The sequence below is a fragment of the Clostridiales bacterium genome (assembly GCA_015243575.1).
Taxonomy (GTDB): domain Bacteria; phylum Bacillota; class Clostridia; order Peptostreptococcales; family Anaerovoracaceae; genus Anoxybacterium; species Anoxybacterium hadale.
Genome location: CP042469.1, coordinates 2,154,672 through 2,177,191 on the forward strand (window position 1 = coordinate 2,154,672; position 22,520 = coordinate 2,177,191).

Annotated in this window: 21 protein-coding genes and 1 pseudogene; 2 read left to right on the forward strand and 20 right to left on the reverse strand. The window is 44.7% G+C overall.

Translation table 11 applies throughout. The annotated features are described in order from the left end of the window. Positions 1 to 32: 32 nt before the first annotated feature. The 10 genes from murG to mraZ form a co-directional block, all read right to left on the reverse strand. Positions 33 to 1,127 (reverse strand): undecaprenyldiphospho-muramoylpentapeptide beta-N-acetylglucosaminyltransferase, encoded by a 1,095-nt coding sequence (gene murG, locus FRZ06_09415; GenBank protein QOX63554.1) that lies wholly within the window; start codon positions 1,125 to 1,127, stop codon positions 33 to 35. A gap of 17 nt (positions 1,128 to 1,144) precedes the next feature. Next, positions 1,145 to 2,260 carry a putative lipid II flippase FtsW gene (ftsW, locus tag FRZ06_09420; GenBank protein QOX63555.1) on the reverse strand — a complete coding sequence of 372 codons (1,116 nt, stop codon included), beginning with the start codon at positions 2,258 to 2,260 and terminating at the stop codon, positions 1,145 to 1,147. Further along, entirely contained in the window at positions 2,261 to 3,625 is a 1,365-nt protein-coding gene (locus FRZ06_09425) for a UDP-N-acetylmuramoyl-L-alanine--D-glutamate ligase (protein ID QOX63556.1), read from the reverse strand. A 99-nt stretch (positions 3,626 to 3,724) separates the two neighbouring features. Further along, a complete protein-coding gene (locus FRZ06_09430) occupies positions 3,725 to 4,681 on the reverse strand; it encodes a phospho-N-acetylmuramoyl-pentapeptide-transferase (protein ID QOX63557.1) in 957 nt (318 codons plus the stop codon). A gap of 2 nt (positions 4,682 to 4,683) precedes the next feature. Further along, a complete protein-coding gene (locus FRZ06_09435; GenBank protein QOX63558.1) occupies positions 4,684 to 6,069 on the reverse strand; it encodes a UDP-N-acetylmuramoyl-tripeptide--D-alanyl-D-alanine ligase in 1,386 nt (461 codons plus the stop codon). A 1-nt stretch (position 6,070) separates the two neighbouring features. Beyond that, positions 6,071 to 7,615, reverse strand: a complete 1,545-nt coding sequence (locus FRZ06_09440) for a UDP-N-acetylmuramoyl-L-alanyl-D-glutamate--2,6-diaminopimelate ligase (protein QOX63559.1) — start codon at positions 7,613 to 7,615, stop codon at positions 6,071 to 6,073. Positions 7,616 to 7,701: 86 nt separating this feature from the next. After that, complete coding sequence (locus FRZ06_09445) at positions 7,702 to 9,705, reverse strand: PASTA domain-containing protein (GenBank protein ID QOX63560.1); 2,004 nt, start codon at positions 9,703 to 9,705, stop codon at positions 7,702 to 7,704. Positions 9,706 to 9,989: 284 nt separating this feature from the next. Next, positions 9,990 to 10,433, reverse strand: coding sequence for a hypothetical protein (locus FRZ06_09450; protein QOX63561.1), 444 nt, complete (start codon positions 10,431 to 10,433; stop codon positions 9,990 to 9,992). A 6-nt stretch (positions 10,434 to 10,439) separates the two neighbouring features. Then, entirely contained in the window at positions 10,440 to 11,381 is a 942-nt protein-coding gene (rsmH, locus tag FRZ06_09455) for a 16S rRNA (cytosine(1402)-N(4))-methyltransferase RsmH (GenBank protein QOX63562.1), read from the reverse strand. Between the two features lie 8 nt (positions 11,382 to 11,389). Then, positions 11,390 to 11,821, reverse strand: coding sequence for a division/cell wall cluster transcriptional repressor MraZ (mraZ, locus tag FRZ06_09460; protein ID QOX63563.1), 432 nt, complete (start codon positions 11,819 to 11,821; stop codon positions 11,390 to 11,392). Between the two features lie 990 nt (positions 11,822 to 12,811). Between mraZ and FRZ06_09465 the strand changes: the two are divergent. Then, positions 12,812 to 13,159 (forward strand): annotated as a pseudogene (locus FRZ06_09465) (collagen-like protein). A gap of 486 nt (positions 13,160 to 13,645) precedes the next feature. Here FRZ06_09465 and FRZ06_09470 read toward each other — a convergent pair. The 4 genes from FRZ06_09470 to FRZ06_09485 are packed head-to-tail and all read right to left on the reverse strand — an operon-like array spanning position 13,646 to position 15,524. Next, a complete protein-coding gene (locus tag FRZ06_09470) occupies positions 13,646 to 13,954 on the reverse strand; it encodes a hypothetical protein (protein ID QOX63564.1) in 309 nt (102 codons plus the stop codon). Beyond that, positions 13,944 to 14,552, reverse strand: a complete 609-nt coding sequence (locus tag FRZ06_09475) for a hypothetical protein (GenBank protein ID QOX63565.1) — start codon at positions 14,550 to 14,552, stop codon at positions 13,944 to 13,946. The genes FRZ06_09470 and FRZ06_09475 overlap by 11 nt, the downstream gene beginning before the upstream one ends. Position 14,553: 1 nt before the next feature. After that, complete coding sequence (locus FRZ06_09480; protein ID QOX63566.1) at positions 14,554 to 15,009, reverse strand: hypothetical protein; 456 nt, start codon at positions 15,007 to 15,009, stop codon at positions 14,554 to 14,556. Further along, entirely contained in the window at positions 15,006 to 15,524 is a 519-nt protein-coding gene (locus FRZ06_09485) for an RNA polymerase sigma factor (GenBank protein QOX63567.1), read from the reverse strand. The genes FRZ06_09480 and FRZ06_09485 overlap by 4 nt, the downstream gene beginning before the upstream one ends. Positions 15,525 to 16,188: 664 nt before the next feature. Here FRZ06_09485 and FRZ06_09490 point away from each other — a divergent pair. Continuing rightward, positions 16,189 to 17,547: a hypothetical protein gene (locus tag FRZ06_09490; protein QOX63568.1), complete on the forward strand. Its 1,359-nt coding sequence runs from the start codon at positions 16,189 to 16,191 to the stop codon at positions 17,545 to 17,547. Between the two features lie 136 nt (positions 17,548 to 17,683). On the opposite strand, the gene FRZ06_09495 is transcribed toward FRZ06_09490, so the two are convergent. The 6 genes from FRZ06_09495 to FRZ06_09520 form a co-directional block, all read right to left on the reverse strand. Further along, positions 17,684 to 18,007: a PadR family transcriptional regulator gene (locus FRZ06_09495; GenBank protein QOX63569.1), complete on the reverse strand. Its 324-nt coding sequence runs from the start codon at positions 18,005 to 18,007 to the stop codon at positions 17,684 to 17,686. A 22-nt stretch (positions 18,008 to 18,029) separates the two neighbouring features. Beyond that, on the reverse strand, positions 18,030 to 18,935 hold the full coding sequence (locus FRZ06_09500; protein ID QOX63570.1) for a DUF1700 domain-containing protein: 906 nt from the start codon (positions 18,933 to 18,935) through the stop codon (positions 18,030 to 18,032). Between the two features lie 89 nt (positions 18,936 to 19,024). Beyond that, positions 19,025 to 20,416 (reverse strand): L,D-transpeptidase family protein, encoded by a 1,392-nt coding sequence (locus tag FRZ06_09505; GenBank protein QOX63571.1) that lies wholly within the window; start codon positions 20,414 to 20,416, stop codon positions 19,025 to 19,027. 129 nt (positions 20,417 to 20,545) lie between these two features. Next, positions 20,546 to 21,268 (reverse strand): DNA/RNA nuclease SfsA, encoded by a 723-nt coding sequence (gene sfsA / locus FRZ06_09510; protein ID QOX63572.1) that lies wholly within the window; start codon positions 21,266 to 21,268, stop codon positions 20,546 to 20,548. 76 nt (positions 21,269 to 21,344) lie between these two features. Next, positions 21,345 to 21,929, reverse strand: a complete 585-nt coding sequence (locus FRZ06_09515) for an acetylglutamate kinase (GenBank protein ID QOX63573.1) — start codon at positions 21,927 to 21,929, stop codon at positions 21,345 to 21,347. Between the two features lie 100 nt (positions 21,930 to 22,029). After that, entirely contained in the window at positions 22,030 to 22,476 is a 447-nt protein-coding gene (locus FRZ06_09520) for a DUF3788 domain-containing protein (protein ID QOX63574.1), read from the reverse strand. Positions 22,477 to 22,520 lie beyond the last annotated feature (44 nt).

Consider the following 22,520-nt stretch of genomic DNA (forward strand, 5'->3'; position numbering starts at 1 on the left):
TCCATAATATGAATTTCCGCAAAAGGTGTTACTCATATCCCCAGATGGTCATAAATCACATCAGTAGCATCCATCCTTCCAGCTTTGCCGCTGGCGGCAGACATACTATTCAGCGCTTCCTTATTATTTTTTAACCGCATAACAGTGCCGAGGAGCTTTTCTTCCGTCAAATCCTTTTCTTCCAGAATTACCGCTCCGCCCTTATCCGCAACCACTTTGGCGTTAAAGTACTGATGGTTCCCCGTGACGTTGGGAGACGGTATCAGAATTGCGGCCTTACCGCAGGCAGTGATCTCCGAAACTGTCAAGGCCCCCGCTCTGCTGATTACTAGGTCCGAAGAAGATAGATATTCATGCATGTTGTCCACATATTCCAGAACCTTGATATTCCCAGACAGTTCGATGCCCTGTTCCTTAATGGATTCCAGAACCTTATGATAGTAATTCCTGCCGGTGATAAAAAACACTCTGGCATCCGGAAGCCCATTGAAGGCTTCAAGCACATGAATCATCGTACTGTTGATCTTCCCTGCACCAAGGCTGCCTCCAAAGCACAGGAGCACGAACTCATTGGGCTTGATTTCCAGTTTATCCCTGCTATTACCCATTCCGCAGGTCAAGAAACTTTTACGGATCGGATTCCCTGTAACGATTAGCTTACTTTGATCCTTGAAGTACTCCTTGGATTCAGAGAAACTTACAAATACTTTATCGACATATTTTTCCAGAAGTTTATTTGTTACTCCGGGAAAAGCGTTTTGCTCGTGAATAAAAGTTCTAATCCCTTTTTTGTGGGCAGCTCGTACCACCGGTCCGCAAACATAACCCCCGGTTCCTATGACAAGATCCGGCTTAAAATCGCTGATAATTTTATTAGCTTGATGGTTTCCTTTTGCCAGATCCAAAGCCGTTTTGAAATTTTTCCATAGTTTTTTTCGGTTAAAGCCGCTTACAGTGATAAAACGGATTTCATAACCGCTTTTCGGCACAAGATCCTTTTCCATACCGCGTTCTGTTCCTATAAACAGAACTTCCGCATCAGGATGCTTTCTCCTTATTTTATCTGCAATGGCGATGGCAGGATAAATATGTCCTCCTGTACCACCGCCGGTCATGATTACCTTCATTCAATTACCTCACTTATTCATCGTGCCGAATGCCTTGATATATTCAGCAGAATACCCATGGAGCCCATGAAGAGCATCAGGGCGTTTCCTCCATAGCTTACAAACGGAAGGGTGATTCCCGTTGGCGGCATGGATGATGTTACAACTGCAATATTTAGAACCACCTGAATCGCCAGCATGATGGTAATGCCAGAAGCAAGAAGGGTACCGAACATATCTGGAGCATTGAGAGCGATATGAGTGCCCCTCCAGATCAGGATAATATAGCAGGCGATCAGCGCTAGACATCCAATATATCCTAGCTCTTCACCGATAATGGCAAAGATAAAATCATTCTGCGGCTCCGGCAGATAGAGGGTTTTCTGGATACTTTTACCAAGTCCGACACCGAAAAGCCCTCCCGACCCTAAAGCCAGCAGCGACTGAATTACCTGATACCCATCTCCGAGTGGATCCTGAAACGGATCGAGAAAGCTGGTGAGACGCTTCAATCGGTACCCGCCTTCATCAGTGAGTATCATAAAGGTAATTCCCACAGCTCCGATGCCTAATATTCCGCCCAAATACATGACATTCAATCCCGCTACAAACATGATGCCGATGATAATGCCGCAGACCGTAATCGCAGTGGACAAATTGGGCTGAAGAATAATCAGTCCGAAAAAGGCTCCGCAGAGTCCCAGCATCGGCAGCACCCCTTTTGTAAAGGAGCGAATTGTCTTAGGATCTTTACTTAGGTACCACGATACAAAGATGATTGCAGCAATCTTAGCAATTTCCCCCGGCATAATCGTAAATTCACCAATACCGATCCAGCGTGTCGCGTAATTTCTGGTTACCCCCAAAGGTGTAAACAATAAGGCCAGCAGCACCAGATCTGCAATCAGGATTGTAGGAGCAAATTTTGCATAGATTCTGTAGTCAAAAAGAGCGCAGAACATCATAGCACCAAGGCCCAGCATCGCCCATACAATATCCTTCTTTAGATAATCGTACGGATCTCCCGAGTCATTGATAGCATTATAATAGCTGGAGCTGAAAACCATGATCACACCGAAGACCACCAGGCCCAGCACAACGATGGTTAAAACAAAATCCCCCGACTTCATTCGGGACTTTTTTTTACCGGCCATTTATTTCTCCAAATCCCTTACACAATTCTTAAAATGTTCTCCCCTTTGTTCAAAACAAGTGTACATATCCCAGCTGGCACAGGCGGGTGAAAGAAGTACTGTGTCCCCTGCCGTTGCCAGTTTATATCCAATTTTAACACATTCATCCATGCCCTTTGCCATGGTGATGTTTGTAAAGCCCAATCGCTCCGCCGTTTCCTTAATCTTTGGCGCGGTTTTTCCAAGCAGTATCATATGTTTCACGCGGCCTTGAAATGCGTTGATAAATTCTTCAAAATCAGAACCTTTATCGTATCCTCCTGCGATTAGGATGATGTTTTCTTTCATGGCCTCAATGGCCTTAATGGAAGCATCCGGGTTCGTTCCTTTTGAATCATTGACAAATCGTACTCCGTCCACTTCTCCTGAGAATTCAAGGCGATGCTCAACCCCTTCAAAGGACCTGAGCGTCTTGCTGATCACCACAGGAGCAATTCCTGCAAAATACGCGATCGCTGCTGCTGCCAGCGCATTTTCAAGATTGTGCGCGCCAGGTATTTTCAGTTCATGAATTCCGCAGATCTCGATGTTCTGCCCTTGCTCATTTCGAATCACGATGGTGCCGTCCAGAACGAAACAGCCCATTTCAAGGGTACCCTTTCTGCTGAACGGAACAACTTTTGCTCTGCACTGCGCGATCAGTCGATACGATTCTGCATCGTCATAGTTTACAACAAAATATTGATTCTCATCCTGATTCTGAAAAATTCTGGCTTTTGCCTGCGCATAATTTTCCAGAGTTTTATGCCGATCCATATGATCCGGCGTAATATTCAACAGAGCGGAAACCTCAGGTTTGAAATGCTTTGTAGTCTCAAGCTGAAAGCTGCTGGTTTCCGTCACAAGCCAATCCTCTTCCGTGGTGCAAAGAGCCTTCGAAATTACTGCCACGCCCACATTGCCTACAACATAAGTCTTTCGTCCAGAATTTTCAAAGATCTCACCCACCAGTGTCGTTGTCGTTGTCTTTCCGTTTGTTCCGGTAATGGCAACATACTTCCCTTTTCCCACCCGGTATGCAATCTCAAGCTCTCCAATTACCTCGGCTCCCGCTGATTTCGCCTTCTGTACAAACCCTGTATCCGTTGGAACTCCAGGGCTGATCACAACCATATCAAGATCACCGGTATTATCTGGCTCTTCACCGAAATAGCAGGTGACGTTTTTATTTTTCAAAAATTGTATCAGCTGCCCGCAGATTTTATCTTCATCCTTGCTGTCATAAACAGATACCACAGCCCCTAGCTTAAGAAGCGCCTGAGTTGCCGCAATTCCGGATTTTCCCATTCCGACCACCAGAATTTTTTTATCTTTCAGTTCGTTCATAATATCCCCTCTTTCTTCCGTTTCACATTCCGTTCGGCGGAATTAATACTAAAATCCATGAATCAGAGATTCATAGATTTTTGTCGTACTATTTCCGGATCATACGATCAAAAACCCTACGACACAAAGCAGGAAAGTTGCAAGCCAGAATACGCCCACTACCTTTGTTTCCTTCCAACCGCTGAGTTCGAAATGATGATGGAGAGGCGCCATTTTAAAGATTCTTTTTCGTCTGGTTTTATAGCTGACAACCTGCAGGATCACGGAAAACGCCTCTGCCACGTAGACACCGCCTGCGATAGGGATTACCAGTTCAATATTCATCATAATAGCCGCAGCAGCGATACCGCCGCCCAGCGCAAGGGATCCTGTATCACCCATAAACACCTTGGCAGGGTGTCTGTTGTAAAGAAGAAAGCCGATACATGCACCCGCTAAAGCAGCACAGAATATCGTAGTAGTAGTGAATCCGTAAGTGGAACCAACCAAAGCAAGAAATAGTGCTACAATCATAGTAACTCCGGAAGCCAAGCCATCCAGACCATCGGTGAGATTCACCGCATTTACCATGGAAACCACAACAAAAGCGATGAACGGAATATAAAATATGCCAAAATCCAAGTATTGATTTACAATTGGAATATATACTGTTGTTCCGTAGACTGAAACTCTCGATTGATAATATGCCAGTCCTACAGCAATCAGAATCTGAAGTGCAAGCTTTTGCTTTGCGGTCAGTCCCAGATTCCGCTTCATCGACACCTTTACAAAATCATCCAAAAATCCCAGTGCGCCGTACGCGACAAACGCCGTCAGAATGATCACCATATCCCGGTTTGCTCCGCCTGCGGTTAGACAGGTGATGACAACGGCTCCGATAATGGCCAAGCCTCCCATGGTTGGCGTTCCTGATTTAACCATATGTGATTGTGGTCCATCTTCCCGAATGCTCTGCCCCGCCTTAATTCTTCTCAAAACCGGAAGCAGCATCGGCGTTCCCACAGCAGCTATAACAAATGCGATTGCGGTCGTTATTCCAATTTGTAAATAATCCATGCTTAATTCATCTCCATTATTTTTTTGACTACCTGATCCATAGCCATTCCTCGCGAGCCCTTCAGCAGTATGACGTCGCCAGATGATATCATACTACCAATATCGTCCATCAGCAACTCCTTTGTTTCATAATAATGGATTTTGTCCGCTCCAAGTATTTCCTTAGCTCCTGCAGCAATGTATTTTGCTTGACTGCCGACTGCAAACAGCAGATCCACAGAATGATCTGCAGCGTATCTGCCCACCTGTCGATGGAATTCAGCCGCATTTTCACCAAGTTCAAACATATCTGCAAGAATTGCTATTTTCCGAAAACCCTTGGTAACAGTCAGTACATCGATTGCGGCTTTCATAGAATCCGGGCTTGCATTGTAGGTATCATCTATGATCTTCATGCCGTTTTTTCCCTTGATATTCAGCCTCTTATCAGTAATTTCCAATTTCAGAAGACCTGCCGCCGCCTCTTTCATTGTGATGCCGCAAAGAACACCCGCTGCAACAGCCAATGCGCCGTTATATGCGTTATGTCTTCCCGGCACCTTCAATCGGAAGCTCTGGACAGCCTCTTTAAATTCTATGGTAAATTCTATGCCGTCCTCGCCGTAGTCATTGATATTGGAAAGGATAAAGTCACTTCTCCCCGTCTCTCCCGTGGTAACGGTCCGATAGTTGCCCGAAACCATATCTCTGGATAGAAAATCGCTGTCCTCATTTACAATCAGTGTTCCCGCCTCATCAAAATAATTCGTGATTTCCATCTTTGCCTTCAGTATATTCTCTCTGCTCCCAAGATTCTCTATATGAGAAATACCAATGTTGGTAATAATGCCAATATTGGGGCGGACAATATCAGAAAGCAGGTCAATTTCTCCAAGTTCGCTCATTCCCATCTCGAAGATTCCGGCTTCCGTGTCCTCTGGCAGCGAGAGAACTGTCAAAGGCAGACCGATGTGGTTGTTCAGATTCCCCACATTTCTGAATGCTTTATACTTTTCCGAAAAAATCCAATAGAGCATCTCTTTTGTAGACGTCTTTCCAGTGCTCCCCGTTACGCCGATCTTTATAAGCGAAAGCTGGGAAAGATAATAAGCTGACAGATCCTGAAGTGCCTTTGTCGTATCCCTCACCAGAATCAGGTTGATATTGCTGTATTTGTCGGAGCTTATTTCCGGCTGACGCGACAGAACAATTGTCCTGCAGCCCCGTTCCAATGCTTGAGGAATAAAATCGTGTGCATCATGCTGTTCTCCGATCAAAGGAAAGAACAGTTCTCCGGCCTCCACCTTTCTAGAGTCGGTGGATACCCCTGTTGCCGTATCCGTGGGCTCTCCCTGCAGCAATCTTCCCCCAATGGCTGCTGTGATTTCTTCTATTGTTAATCGTTTCATATTATTCACCGTTTTCTATAATCGTTTTTACAGTCTCTCTGTCATCAAAATGAAATTTCTCTGTACCGATGATTTGGTAGGTCTCGTGTCCTTTCCCCGCTATTAATATTATGTCACCTTTTTTATAGATGGAAACAGCTTTTTTAATCGCATCGTATCTGTTTTCTATAATTTCGTAATTGCATCCTGTTTCATAAATTCCGGCTTCGATGTCTGCTGTGATGCTTTCCTGACGCTCCGTTCTGGGATTATCGCTTGTAATGATACAGTAATCGCTGTACCTTCCAGCGGCTGCTCCCATCAGGGATCGCTTTCTCTGGTCTCTGTCTCCGCCGCAGCCAAAGACACAGATCAACCTGCCTTTCTTGAAGTCATTGGCAGTTTTCAGGACTTTTTCAAGGGCGTCTGGCGTATGGGCATAGTCTACGATGACGATGACTTCCTTGCTGTTGGCAACCAATTCAAAGCGCCCCGGTACCCCTTTGAGTTTTTCCAGACCGCGCTGGATTGAATCATAGGAATATCCCCCTTCTCTGGCACAGGCCAGAGCCGCAAGACCATTGTAAATTGTGAAGATTCCCGGAGTATTCAACCTGAGAAGGGTGGTCTTCAAACCACTTTCCGTCACCTTGACGAGAGATCCTTTCTCTGTTGTCTCAAGAATTTCTCCGCAGTAATCAGCTTTTCTATCCTTCAGGGAATAGCCCACTGCCTTCTTGCCGTTTTGTCTCAGTTCCTCATAGAGCCGTTTTCCATAATCATCATCAAGATTTACTATGCAGGCTCCCTCTGTTAAATAAAATAGTTTCTTCTTCGTCTGATAGTAATCCTCTATATCTTTGTGAAAATCCATATGATCCATTGTCAGGTTTGTAAAGACAGAAGCATCATAACGGATGTCATCAACCTTTCCGAGCGCCAGCGCGTGAGATGAGACCTCCATGACACAGTTCTCAATCCCTTCGTCTCGCATTTCAGCAAACATCCTCTGGAGATCACTGGATTCAGGCGTGGTATTCTGCGCTTCATATTCTTTGCCGCCCACGTAATAGCCGATGGTACCCAGAAGACCGCAGATGCGGGCATCTGCCTCAATGATGCTTTTCAGCATGCAGGAAATTGTGGTTTTTCCATTGGTTCCGGTAATTCCGTACAGGTGAAACACAGCGTCTTTCGCACCATAGAAATTGGCCGATATCCTGGAAAGTAGTTTTCGACTATCATCGGTTCTGACAACCGGAACCGCCTTGATGTCGATATCTTCTTCGCAAATGATGACAGCTGCACCCCGAAAGGCAGCATCCATCGCATAAATATGTCCGTCTGTATGATAACCCTTGATACAGATAAACGCATATCCTTTTTCAACCTTATTTGAATTATATGCCAGACCTGTAACCTCAAGATCGTCCAGGTCAGCATCGTACGGTACATCTGTTCCGTATAGCAAATCCTTGAATTTCACCTTGCCGTTCCCCTTCCTGCTGATGCGCAGCTTTTCCGAGGTTAGGAAGCTGTTCACAGTGATTTCATCAATCACTGCCAATCAGTCTTATCACCTCTGAAGAGCTGCCTCGATACAGTTCTCTGTCCGGCACAAACTTCGGTTAACGGCTGCCTATATTACTTTCCTTAATTTCGGTATAGGCAGACCGTTCCTCCCTTTTGCAGCTTTTCACCGGGCTTTGGATACTGATCAACGACGTTAAAATTGTCATCAAGGGCAATATCACCGGCCGGCGAAACGGTATAGAGAAGGGATGCTTTCCCCAAAATGTCCATCGCATCGCGGTATGGCATATTGGTGACATCCGGCACGGTTACGTATCCGCTTTCAATCGCCTGCTTTTCTTCCTCATTATATGAGGGTTGTATATTCAAATATCTTAAGGTTTCTTCTAATACTAATCTGACGCCTGGCGCTGCAGTCTGGCTTCCGAATTTTACGCCTTTCGGATTATCCACGATCATGAGAATTGCGATACGAGGGTCATCCATTGGAGCCATCCCGATAAAGGATGAGAAGGTTTCCTCGCTGTAGCCGCCTCCTTTGGCTTTGTTTGCTGTTCCGGTTTTACCGCCGATACGGTAGCCGGGTACCTTCGCAGTAGCTCCGCCGCCCTCATCAACAACCGCTTCCATGATCAAGCTCATTTCATCGGCAGTCTTTTTCGAAACAACCTGGCGTACCACCTTTGTCTTAAAGCTCTGAATTACATTGCCGTCGCTATCACGCAGCTCCTTGACAATTCTGGGCTGCATGAGTTTCCCCTCATTCCCCAGCGCTGATACTGCTGTAATCAGCTGAATCGGAGTCACAGCAATACCTTGCCCGTAAGACATGGTTGCAAGCCCCACCGGTCCTGCCGATGCCTCATCTTGTAGAATCGCATAACCTTCACCCGGATAGTCAATTCCAGTTTTATCTCTGAGCCCGAAAAGCTCCATGTAGTCAAAATACTTTTCATACCCGACCCGCTGTGCAAGCTGGACGAAAACTGGGTTGCAAGAATTTCCTACAGCCTGCACGAGGTTCTGCGCCCCGTGGGGATTGTAGGATCGCCAGCACCTAAGTTTCTGCCCTGCCACAACAATAGACCCTGTGCAGACAAACCTGTCGTCCAGTGAGGTTACCCCTTCTTCTAACGCGATGGCAGTAGTCAGCAGTTTAAAGGTGGAGCCTGGTTCATAGGTATCACTGACCAGCGGATTTCTCCACATTGCATTCCAGTATTCCAGCTTCTTTTCATCGGTCAGGCTATCCAAGTATGCAGCGCCTTCTTCTGTGGGCGGCACTCTCGGGTTATTGGGATCGTAATCAGGAGTTACACCCATAGCTAAAATATCACCGGTCTTCGGATCCATTACAATGCACATGACTCGATCTGCGGAAGTGTTCGCCTGAACCGTATCAAGTGCTTTTTCCACGTAATGCTGGATCACTTCGTCAATGGTCAGCACAAGGTTAAGTCCGTTTTCAGCCTGAAAATATTTTTCTACTCCATAGGACAAGCTGTCGCCATCCCTGTCGGTATTTTTAATCCATCTTCCCGGAATCCCGCTCAAGTACTTGTCATACCTCATTTCGATACCCGCAAGACCCCTATTGTCATCCGTTGTGCTTCCCAGTACATGGGCCAAAAACGGTCCCATGGGGTAATATCTTTTTACATCTTCTGCAATTTCAATCCCCTTCAGACCCTTCTGCCTGATCTGATCTGCCTTTTCTTTATCAACGTACTTTGCTACTTTCACAAGACTTCGGTTCTGGCTGATGATTTTTAATACCTGTTCTTGATCCATTTCCAGAATTTCTGCCAGTGCAGAAGCAGTCTTCTCAAGGTTCTCCTGTGACTTTTCTTCCGTTGCAGCGCTTTTTACTACTCCTGGTCTCGCCCAGATACTGTTTGTTACAGCGCTGATCGCCAGTTCCTTGCCATTTGTATCGTAAATAATACCTCGCTTGGCAGGAATAGGAACATCTCTCGTCTGCTGCTCAACGGCCATTTTTGCATAACGTTCACTGGCTACAACCTGAATCCAGCCCACGCGAAAAGCAAGGGCCGTACACATGAGGCACGTTAATACAAATACCAATACCAATCGTCTTTTGTTCTTGTTCGTCGTAGGCGACATGTCTGCTTCTCCCTTTCTTGCTCAACATACAAACTTGCTGGACTTACAAAGCTTGTCGTCCGGGTCTTATGAAAATTACTATTTTGATTAAGACATAAGCCAAAAGCCAGATTACATAATCGTTTCATCATGAAGTTATCTGGCTCATCCTTAACAATATGCAGTTATTTATATCAAACACATCTATTTTGAAATCTGAAGATCCTGTAAGTTTCCTGTAGTTGTCAGTATTCAGCGAATGATCTTATTTATTTTCAGTTCATTTTAATTATACAGCTTCAAAATCAATTATATGCCTGTTCCTTGAGTACCAATGCAAAATCCTTGATGGTCTCTTTGTTGGTATCAACGAAAACCAACTGCTCCGAACCAGGATATTGCATTCCTAGCTCTGCAACGGCTCGCGCTTCAATAATCTGGATATTGGACGCACTTTCTATTTTAACGTTCAGATTTTCAATCTCGCCCTGAATCACACTGTTTTCTTTAATCATCGAGTTGATGTTGTATTTAATGCTTGCTGCGTATGCTGTGGCAATAATCAGTCCAACGCAAAGTACACCTGTGAATACCGTAAGTGACAGCATTCTAAATTTGTCTTTTGCATTGATTCCCGAGCTCTGACTCTTAGATTTTATGGGTTCTTTTTTAATTGTCTTTGGCTTCATATCAAGGCCATATTTCTTATAGCTATCTTGATATTCATACCACTTTTCTGCTGCCATCATAAGAATCTACCTCAATTTCTTTTCTATTACCCTCAATTTCGCGCTTCGTGCCCGGGGGTTCATCTCTAGTTCCTGCGGCGAGGGAAGAATCGGCTTACCGCTGATTTTCTTTACATCCGGCTTTTTCCCGCAGGTACAGATGGGGAATTCTTTCGGACAAGTGCATGGATTGACCCTTCGCTGAAATGCTTCCTTGACAATCCTGTCTTCCAGAGAATGGAAGGTAATGATACAAAGTCTGCCTCCTTCACCCAATACGTCAATGAATTCTGAAGCAGCACGTTCCAGCTGACCAAGCTCGTCATTTACTTCAATCCTGATTGCCTGAAAGGTTCTTTTCGCAGGATGAGGTCCTTCTCTTCTCGCAGATGCTGGAATTGCAGCTTTAATCACATTTACCAGTTCCCCAGTGGTCCTGATTCTCTGCTTCTTCCTCTCTTTTACGATGAATTCGCTGATACGCGAAGCCCATCGTTCTTCCCCATATTTTTTAATGAGCTCTGTTAGCTCCTTTTGCTCATATTCATTTACGACGATGTCTGCAGTCAGTGAGTCATCCCTGCTCATACGCATATCCAATGGGGCATCCTGCATATAGGAGAAACCTCTTTCAGAATTATCCAGTTGGAAAGATGACACGCCTAAATCCAGAACTGCACCTTGAATTTCGGAAATCCCCTGCTCCTCCAGAATACTTTTGATATTGGAATAGTTGTCACGAACATAAATTTTACTGCAGGAATGGCCTTTTAGCCGTTCTTGCGCTGCATTGATTGCATCTTCGTCTCTGTCAATTCCTATAAAAATCCCGTTTTCCCCTAATCGTTCACAGATACCAGAGGCATGACCGCCTCCTCCAAGGGTACCGTCTACATAGGTTCCTTCCGGGCTGATATTCAAATTTTTAATTGTTTCAGAAAACAGTACCGAGGTATGTTTGAATTCCATTGATTTACCTATATTCCAAACTCGGCCATCTTATCGGCGATATCGTCAGGTCCGAGGTTGGATCCTTCGTTATAGTTGTCCCATTCCTGCTTGCTCCAGATTTCGATCTTGCTCAATACGCCTATTGTTACCAATTCTTTGTCTATTTTTGCATGTTCTCTGAGATTTTGCGGAATGGTGAGTCTTCCTTGTTTGTCCACTTCGCACTCAACCGCACTGGAAAAAAAATATCTGACGAAAGCTCTTGCGTCTTTATTGGACACGGGGAGGCTGCCCAGCTTATCTTCAAAGCGGCTCCATTCCTCCATAGGATAGATGTAGAGACAATTGTCCAGCCCCTTGGTCAAAATAAACTTACTGCCAAGTTGATCTCTAAATTTCGACGGGACAATGATTCTGCCTTTTGAGTCTATGGAATTTTGATACTCTCCAATAAACACTTGACAATTCTCCACTCTAAGTTTGAATGTAACACCACTATACTCCACTTCACTCCACTTTTCAACCACTAAGAATCAAAAAATTGGGAGTTCCTAATATATTTTATATAAAAGCATTCAGAAAATACGGTGTTTTTTTCTATCAACTACAAGATATTGTGTTTTGCATCAAAAATGCCAACAAAATATCGGCGCTTTAGAAACTCGATTATCCCCGAAACTCCGTCTACAAAATTAACTCCTAAAACCCACTGTTTCCAACAAGTTCACGCTTTATTCGACACATAATACAATTTATTTTGTCGAAAGCAGTCTCATTTTATTAGGAGATTAAAGGTTCTCTCTGCATCATAGATATAGGGGGTACCCCTTCCAAGACATCTTGTCTTACCAAAAAATTCCTATCAGATAATCAACGCTACATACCAAGTGCTTCAAAAGTCGCTTGTCATAGTTTCTGGTAATCTTAAGGTTTCGTAATCACAGCCTATTGTATCTATAGCATATTAATATAGCAAATACGCTGCACAACATAAACGTGCTATCTAAATCGATAATCTAAAACCAAAAAGAGGAACAATTATGAGTAATATTGCTTTACAATTAGATCGAACTACCGATGGAGAAATCGCGGTATCAGAAAATATTATTTTTGATACAATTTCCTTTTTATCCGGAAACATTGATTATAATACTTCAAATGGGATTATTACCTTCTTCGAACCTGGAAGATATGTATTTAACTGGCTGATATCAACACAAGCTTCATCCTCCACCAACGGAATTGTAATCGCATTGATCTCTTCTCAGGGAGATTCTATTGTAGGAAATTCGCCAATAAAAATAGATGAGGTAACGGGTATCGGTATTTTGGAAATTTTATCAGCGCCGGTCACAGCGTCACTTGTCAATGTTAGTACGGATGCTATCTATTTATATACAAAGGTTCCGATAAAATCAACAATTATCATTGCCCAGAATGATACTACTACTGGGGCTACTGGTCCCACCGGAGATACTGGGCCTATCGGGAGCACTGGGCCCACTGGAGACATTGGTCCTACCGGAGATACCGGCCCTACTGGAGACACTGGATCTACTGGAGATACTGGTCCCACCGGAGATACTGGGCCTATCGGGAGCACTGGACCCACTGGAGACATTGGTCCTACCGGAGATACCGGCCCCACTGGAGACATTGGTCCTACCGGAGACACTGGTCCCACTGGACCCACCGGAGGTACCGGCCCTACCGGAGACACTGGACCCACTGGAGACACTGGACCCACTGGCCCCACCGGAGATACCGGCCCTACTGGAGCCACTGGACCCACCGGTCCGGGTGTACCCCTGCAGTTGTTTCTTTATCAAATTGCCTCTGCGGGAGACACAGGAGAATTTACACTCGGTTCAGCAACTTTCCGCATGGAATTTATCTCGACCAGTACTATGAGTCTATCGATCTATGCTACAATACCCACTTTAACCATTGACCTATTCTTATTCACCATCAGTACAGGCGGCACGGAAGCCTTTTCACATGGGAATTATGTGCTCACCCCAACCGCTCTGTTGGTGGCCCCTACGATATCCACTAATTCAGAGGGAACCACTACTGTCTTGCTTCGACAACAAGATCCGGATACCTTTTTATGGACACTGTATAAGGTTCATATTTTTGCTTCCGGTGGCGGTCTCAGCACAACAGTATGGGCCGAAGAAATCTATACGAATCAGCCTCTATGAAGTGATAGCTTATAATAAAATAATCCAGCGATGAACTTTTCCTCGCTGGATTATTCTTATCTTTATTTTGTTTTAGCTTCAAAATTGGATATATCCTCTGGCAAAACCTTCTTCCAACAGTAGCTGACCACCCGCCATAACGGCTGCCAGAGCCATCAGTAGAATGATCAAAAAAACTGCCCATCCGTCGTATATCAGCCGCTCCTGCTTATTGATCAGATATGCCGCAAGAACTTCAAGCCCAAGAAGAATCAATATTGCCGGCCAAAGTTTGAAGATAAAGGGATAGGAGATAACTGCGGGTTGGAACAGATGCAGGAAAAACAACGCCCCTACAAGAATTAATGTCAGTCCCAGGGTTAAGGTGCCTACCCTCCTACTCCTCATCGCTATCCTCCTGTTCCTTAAAACAAACCGCTTCCCGTTCCGCTCCCCCTGCGTTTCCCTTTATCGGGCTCTCATTTTCTATTTCTCTCTTCTTTCCCATAATTAACCCAAATCCAGCCCAAATGATCAGTACCCCAACAACCAGCTGAGGAATCATGCTTCCGAAACTTACAATCAGATTGTAAACTTCCTGAGGCAGCAGATTATAAGTCCAAAGCGTATCAAGAATTACATTGTTCCAGATTGCGTAGATTCCAATTATAACCAGAATTGTGCCGATTAGCAGATTCTGCTTTCCAAGAATGTTCCAGTTGAATCTTTCCAGTTGTTCCACCGTAAAAAGGAACCGATCTTCCTGGTTGTAGAACTCCGCATCGTCTTGAAAGACCCTATTGATACAATCAAAAAATGCGTAAAACCATATTACCGGAGCGAGAAATGCAATGGCTCCAATATTGATGAAAGATGCCAAAGCCCACACGATAAAAAACAAACCCATGAACGAGACGCCCATCTTCATAAAACCATTGTACATATGCCCTGCTCCTGGCAGAAAAGCGAAGACGATAGTCCAAAACTTACTTCTTTTTGTAATCAACTTACAATACCTCCTTTAAATCGGTCATACCCTTAAAATCAATCAGTCTATCAGAAAAACCTCTGAGGTTTTCCGTAATTCTCTCTACAGCTTTAAAATCTCCATGGATGGATTGCCCAAGAGAAACTCCGTAATTCAGTGTCCCAGAGAACAACAGCATGAGGGCAATGCAGGCTGCAATACCTACTCTGAAGCTATAAGCATAAAGTTCGCATATACCGTTTTTCTTTCCGATGGAGTGTGAAACCCGCTCTATCCCTAAGGTTTCCATAACCTTTCTGCTGAATTCCGGTGGAAGTCGGAGCAGCTCGTTCTCCTTGTAACGTTCCCCCAGGGCTTCTGCACAGTGCACGCATTCCCCTATATGCGTCAACATTTCAATCACTTCGTCAGAGGCTAATCGTCCCGCTCTCAAGTCATCAATCCGCTCTGGCGCTAAGTGCTCATTCCTGTTCATCCGAATTCCTCCTTCCATAGTTTGCGCATCATCGATCTTGTTCGATAGATCTGCGTCTGAGTGGTTTTAAGGTTTTTTCCTGTCGCTCGTGAAATATCCTGAGCGGTTTTATGTTCGCAAAAGTAGGCTATTGCGATGGATTGATAGGGTTCTTTCAAGCTCCGGCTCAGATCCAGAACTCGTTTTTCTGTGTCTCGGCTGACAATCACCTCATCCGGCTCAGGTCCTTTGTCTCTTACCAAATCAAAGGTCTCTCCCGAATTTGGTATACTTCTCCTCGCCGCGCTCTTGAGATAATCTCTGCATTTATTTGAAGCGATCGTCACAAGCCACGCTTTCATGTTGTCTCCCTGAAACGTATCCAGATGTTTATAAGCCGACAAAAAGGTATCCTGTGCCAAATCCTCCGCTTCAAAGCGATCTCCTGTCATTGAGTTGCAGATGGTGAAGATCAGCCTGCCATATTGTGCTATAGATGCTTCCAGCATCCTGTTTTTCTTATCTGTTGGGATCATCCTCACCCTCCTCTCTCAATCCCCATGCGCCGGGGTCGCTCAAAATGCAGCAATCAATTTCGAATCGATTCGCTTCTTATTTCAGACGCCCCCTTATTTAACCCCTTCTGTCTAATATAACGATGAATTGCGGGGATTGTCTTCAATTTTTTTGTGGCACTAGAAAAAAAACATCATATAATGTAGCATAGCCTCAGTCTACAAAAGCATACACGGTTTGCAGGGGCACATTTGCCCACTGCCTGAGTTAGCCTCCCTGCACCATAGACCGATATGCCTTGGGCGTCTTCCTTGTCAGTGAACAAATTTGCCGCCTGTACACTCACCTTGTTATAAAGACCTGAACAGATGAAATTGGAACGCTAACAAGGCCGCAGGACGATGCGCTACTGACTGTAACGAGAGGACGAGAACGCAGTTAGCGTTTCAATTTGACCGTTCAGGCGTGTATTCTTTTGTAGACTGAGGCTAACTGATTGCCTTAATATCCTCATTCTGTTCCCAAATATGCCGTTTGATTCTTCGGGAAACAGATCAATACGATCTTCCCATCGAGCATACTCCCGCCGGGCAACAATTTGCTTGCAGATCGGAAATCGCATTACATAGTAAAGTAAATATAGATCATTTGCTATGATACAATCATAAAGAGAGGTTATCAGTTATGAAACAACAACGCATATCCGATGCCGGTCTTCTTGCAGCCAGAGATTGTCTGGGTCACACCTGTGGGACGAATTTTGACACGGATGACATTGAATTTGCCAGCCAGCAGAACTATTTAACGTACCTCGATAAAGTTTTCTCATTCAATAAGGATACTGCAAGCCCGATTCTTTACAATTTGAATACAGGCGGCAGAAACAGCAGAAGATTCAAAACGGAGCTGCTCCTTGACGGTTGCAGCGTCATTCCTTGTACTCTTTCCAGCAATGCAGTATTTAACATTGAGAATGCTTTTGTAGTCGTTGAATATTTCAATACAAAACCCCCGGGAAACATCAATGCTTCCCAGGTCACGTTGGATGGCTTTCCAGTCGATTCCCTGCAATATTCCAATGGCCAGTACACAGCAAGAACCGCAAATGTACTTCCAAGGGTTCAGAAAGAACGCTGCCTTAATGCTGGGCTTCCCACAAAGGCGTTTTTCCTGATCACCAACGTGGGTCCCTGGGATCTGCGTGCGACTTACGTTTTAGAAGGTACCGTAAATACGAATGGCAGACTCTGCCGATTCCGCCTGGAGATTTCCAATGCACCAAACTCCCCCAATACGACGCTCCAGCACAATTGTCCCAGCAACTTCTCAGTACGTAAACTGAGCCTGCCCTGTGCTATCAATGGCACGGCTCCGGAGATCTTGTTCCAGTTCAGTGCCAAGATCAGCCTCATTAACCCTGAAATTTATGTTACCTGCGGCAGACCTCAGATGATGCTCGAAGATGATGAATTTGAAGGGGAAAGACACGGCTGCTGGCCTTGTCCTGATGTAGATCCTTGCAACGAAAACGTTCTGAATGTGGCTCTTGTTACCAACGTTGCAGTTGAACCGACCTTATACGTTCAGACCGTACGCAGAACCTTATTCTGCCTCAATGCCTGCGAAGCACTTCAGCCCTGCCAGGGTTCTCTTGTAGCTGCTGAGATCGAGGAAGATGAAGAAGACTGTGATGATGTAAATCCAAATCCCTGCAGATGCGGACGAGGAGGAAATATCGGCGGAACAGGCTCCTGCAGACCACCCCGGCCCAACACAGACCGTCTCGGCTGTAATACGCAGCAAATACCTGCAACAGGCGGTGCAGTAACCATTGGTCCCGGAAATTGTAATGACTGCGTCTGGGGAAATGACCTTGTACCTTGCCGGTCCTGCGGCGGCAGAGACAGCGTTGCCGGAATCAGTGACTGTCGTGGCGGTGTTGCCGGAATCGGCAGCGGCTGTGGCAGAGTTGGCGGCGCCAGTGACCGAGGCAAAGTCCGGTCAGCGTTCCAGTTCAACGGAACAAATGGTTGCAGCTGGTAAATTGAACCATCACTTGCCCTCTGGATTGAGTGAGCTGGTAAAAGAAAAAATCAGGGCAGAAGCCAATCCTTCTGCCCTTTTTTCTTAGCCGAGGTCTGTATCGTCTGTCTTTCAGGCACAAACACTTACTTTGTTTTTATTGTTCCCGTTTTTCCATGAGTGCTTCAACACTCTTTGTCATCTGTTCCCATTCCATGATCATGGCATTACAGTATGTTCTGCCCTCTGCAGTAATCCGATAATACTTTCTGGCCGGTCCCCCGGAAGGAATGTCCTTCATATAAGTTTCCGTATATCCATCTCCTTTGATCCTTCTTAAAATCGCATAAATGGATCCGTCATATACTTCAGGAAAAAACTCCTGAATCAGCTTCATAATTTCATAACCATACATGTCCTTCAATGTTAGCTGTATGAGGATGCACATTTCCAAAACGCCTTTCTTCATCTGTGTATCCATAGGCTGCGCTCTCTCCTCATCCTTAATATCTTTGACTGCGGCCTGAACTCCGGTCAAACTTTAGGACACGTGTCTGGGCAGCCAGATCATGAACCGTCTTTCGATCTTCCGAAATACAGCCCCAGATGAATGAGATCACATTCAAAACCCCTGAAAGAATCGAATTGGCGATCCCTTTGATGAGCAATTCTCTCAGCAATGCATCAATGAATGTAATTTTCTGGTCATTCAGCTTTACAACTTTGATTCCTAGTAGCCATTTCCCGGGGGAATATCCATTAGATGCCCAAAGGATGATTGTAGTGAAAAGATTGGAAACCCCAAGAAGGATCACCAGCAGAACGATGTTGATAGAAAAAAAGCGAGGAAATGCACTACCGACTAGCATCATATCTCCCATTCCGATATTATGAGGCACAACCGAATTGAGCATATTAATATTACCAACGCGCGTGAAAAAAACAGGAGCAAACAGTACCAGCATCAGACCTACTCCGATCACACCGAGCACCAATCCATCTAGAATATATGCGCCCAGCCTCTGACCCATAGATGCCAGCACTCTGGTGTCCACAGTCCGGTCAGGTTCTACCACCTTATCGAAAATCTTACTTGTCTTTTCATTGATATTTCTTTGGAAATCCGTATACGGTCTTTGTCCATGCTTCTCATACTGAAAATCTCTGTTATGTTGCTGGCCTTGCTGGCCTTGCTGCCCGTTTTCAAACTCGGCACTATCCTCCAGAATCTTCCTTGCAATTCTAGCTGGTGAGCCAATCTCCCCTGATATATGCTCATCTGTTTTCCCGTCTGTCTTACCCTGAGTGAAGATATCGCCATAATCAGACAAGATCTCTCTGACATCTCCCTCCGGCATCCGTCCGGTCAGTGCATTTTCCAGTTCATCTAAAAATTCTTTCCTATTCATTTAAACCTCCGCAATTCTTACTTTCTATGCCAAACTACTGTTTTAAGAACGATAGTTTAAGAAAATAATATCACACTATAGTTTATGAATCAATAGTAGCAAACTACAGGCGTACCGACAGAAACGTTTTCGAAGAGAGTCTTCGCCAGATAAAAGGAAGCATTGACGCAGCCGTGGGAACCTCTGGTCAAATAAATATCTCTTCCGAACTGTGAGCGCCAGGAAGCATCGTGAATTCCGATATCGTTATTGAAAGGCATCCAGTAAGATACTCCAACTCGATAGTTATGCCCCTTCAGAACGGCATTTTTTATTTTATACTTCAGACTATAAATTCCGTCCGGTGTTTTATATCCGCTGCTCACATTTCCCGTCACTACCGCTCCCTGAGCAACTAATACACCCTCATCAAAATACCAGAGGTACTGCCTTGAAAGATCGATTTCGATGTAGGTAGTTCCAATGTCATTCAGTCCACGGGCAGCGCCCTTTTGTAAATATTTAGGTTCCTTGTAGAGCGTTTCGCACCGAACGACAGCTTCCGCCAGTTCTTCAACTTCACCCTTAATGTCTACCTTCCAGCCGAAATCGCCGCCGCCGACGATAATTTTCTTTCCCGATGCGGTTATGAATTCTCTTTCCTTGCCAAGGGTATTATAGTGGGCAGCAAGCTCTTTTAGGAATTGCTTCATTTTGTCATGGTTGAAAAGGATGTTCAATTCATCGTCAAACTCGATCCATTGGCTGATTTCTTCCGAATCAACCGTCTCACTTCCGTCCTGATACTGATAAATGATTTTGGAAGCCAGATAGCTTTCTACTTTTGCCTTAGTATTTGCTACCTTTGTAGAATTAGAACGCAATTTCGGATCAATATAACACTGTTTGTCATCCAGATCAAGTATGCCCTTGCCGTTATTAGCCGCATTTTTAATGTAAAAGAGCAATAACCCCTTATTGACCAGATTCCCATTGATCTCTTTTATCACCTCATAACTCCCATTCCCATAGCGAAGGGTTGCATTCTGCGGCCGGATTACTCTGGACTCATCCATGCATCCAAGGGTTTCAAATTTGTCACTAAGCAGCAGTTCATCATAAGTGAAAGCATTGCCGAATTCCAATGCTTCTGTTTGCCAGAATGAAAAAGCCCAAAAGATTTTATTTTGTTCGCTTTTAAGCAATGTACTGCTGTTGTCCACATTGGGAATCAAACCAATTTCCGTTCCTGAGATCATTTCTTTTCCATTTCCTCTTTCCCTCAGCGTTAGCACATACGCCGAGGCCGCCTCCGATATTTTCCGATCCGCTGAAGCAGTATTCAGAAGAGACACCTTAATTCCGTTAATCATCGTACCAGGATAAAAATGGCTTTGAAAGAAAATGGTTGCCGAAAGAAAGAGAAGGGCCAGGAACATAGCGAAATAGAATATAAAACCATGTTTTTTATCGGATTTTTGAATCGCTGACATCTGATACATATTCCCATTTCGAAATTACGATGCGAGAACAAACCCCGTATCGCAGAAATATAAATTAATAGCCAAATTAATAATCAACTTTATAATCAACTTAATAGCCAAATTGTTAATCGAATGAATCCTTAAAGCTTAAAGGCTGACCTTTACCTCTGTTCTGAGCCGCATACTTTCCGCCGTTACCTCACAGTCAAAGGCCAATATTTCAACCCCTTGAGCCGCTGCGAATCTCAATGCATCACCAAAAGCGGGATGGGTCGCGTCGTTAGGCATAAAGCAAATGATCCCTTTCATTTGTATTACAAAAATGACGTAAGCTTTAAAACCATGCTCCGCTGCATGGCACAATTCCATTATATGTTTCACACCCCGCTCTGTGGGTGCATCAGGGAACCTGGCGACTCCCTCATCTTCGAGGGTCACCCCTTTTACTTCTAAAAACGCTTTGTTCCCCTTATCATCTTCAATATAAAAATCAAAACGAGACGCCTTATAGACCGCTTCCGGCTTGATCACGGAAAGATTTGGGCTTAGTCCGGGAAGCGCAATGCGTCCTTCTGTCAGAGCTTCTCCTACAACGCGATTGGGAGCATGAGAGTCAATATTGATCAGCCGGGAAGTATGCGGGGGTTGGCTTCGTTTTTCAACGGTCACCAAGGAAAACCTTGTCTTCCTCATGCCTCTGTCTTCGCCGTGGTCTTCCAGATAAATCCGGGCACCATCATATAGCAATTCTCTTAATCGTCCGGTATTTTTAACATGCACTGTTTCCGTAGTTCCATCCATCTGAACCTTAGCAAGGAACCGGTTTGGACGAGATAGAAACTCTGCTTCTTTTATCTTTTTGTAATTCATCCTTAAATCATTTTATCCTTTCCCAATGAAGCGCTGAGTGAATGACATCGAACAAAACAGAATCAATCAGCACTTCCTAAATGTCAAACTGATTGATCATCCCAGCGGCCATCACATCCGCCATTGCGAGCCCCTGCTCTTCAATTCTATCGAAAATAATGCCATCATTTATAAAATCTCCGGTCAATCTGGCGGCCAACTCCTCCCCGGTCATTTTGAGATGTTCATAGAGCAAGTTCTTCCATTCTTCTTCAGACCAACAAGGATTGATGCTTGCGAGAAATGCAGCAATGCGATCTGCATTCGAATACCAGAGTCTTGCATACTGCTCCGTTACTTTTTCATTGCCCTTCATGGTTTGATCCACAATTACAGCTGCTATTTTTAAATGATCCTCCAGCAGACTCCGAAACGTCTCAGCTTTTTGCTTACCATAAAAAACTTCAAGCACTTTTGAAAAATCCGAGGGATTGCGAAGGAGTCGGTTCGTCGTAACTTCAAGATCAGGCAGCCCTGACAGCGAGCTGATAAGAAATAGTCGCGTCCAATACATATGCTCCGTCCATAATTTACGGAGTTCGTTCATCAGATTCATCTGGCCGTAATTCGCAAAATGATATTTCCAATAGCCTGCCGCAGTACTCACCATAACCAATAACACCCCTCATCCTAATCCCGCACTACTAATGCGCTTATTTCTACATGATATGCATCATGATTCCATTTATAACCAGGGGTTCGCTTTGGTTCTGCTGAAAGCGTCAGCTTTTATTGTTAGGCTTTACACGCAATGCGATCAGCTTCTTCACATCCGCAAGAATCTCCTCGCTCGTTACCCGAATCATCAGCCAGCGTCCGCCACAGGAAAATGGGGTATTCTCATAAAGTTCCCGTATATACGGAGTAAATGCTCCGATGGCAACTCCGGCCTCTGTTTCAGCGGTTTCCTTAGCTCCAATCACCACGAGAACAATAAAGAACCCCTCCATCGGATATATCGTGCATAGTGACTTTCCGCTCTTCTGATATTTCACATTCCATCCCGGCTGTGCAGAGCAACTGCTATATGCAGCCTTCGCTTTTGCATTATAGACATCCTCAAGATAACTTCGCAGCTGAGTGTACAGCGGTTCACCGCCTCCAATAAAAGACTGAATCTCCTGAGTCTCAGGTTCTCTGCTACTATCAAATAGCCTGCTCCATTCCATGTTTATTCCCCCTTTTTTCTTTTGTACTAGAATCATCATTTCCC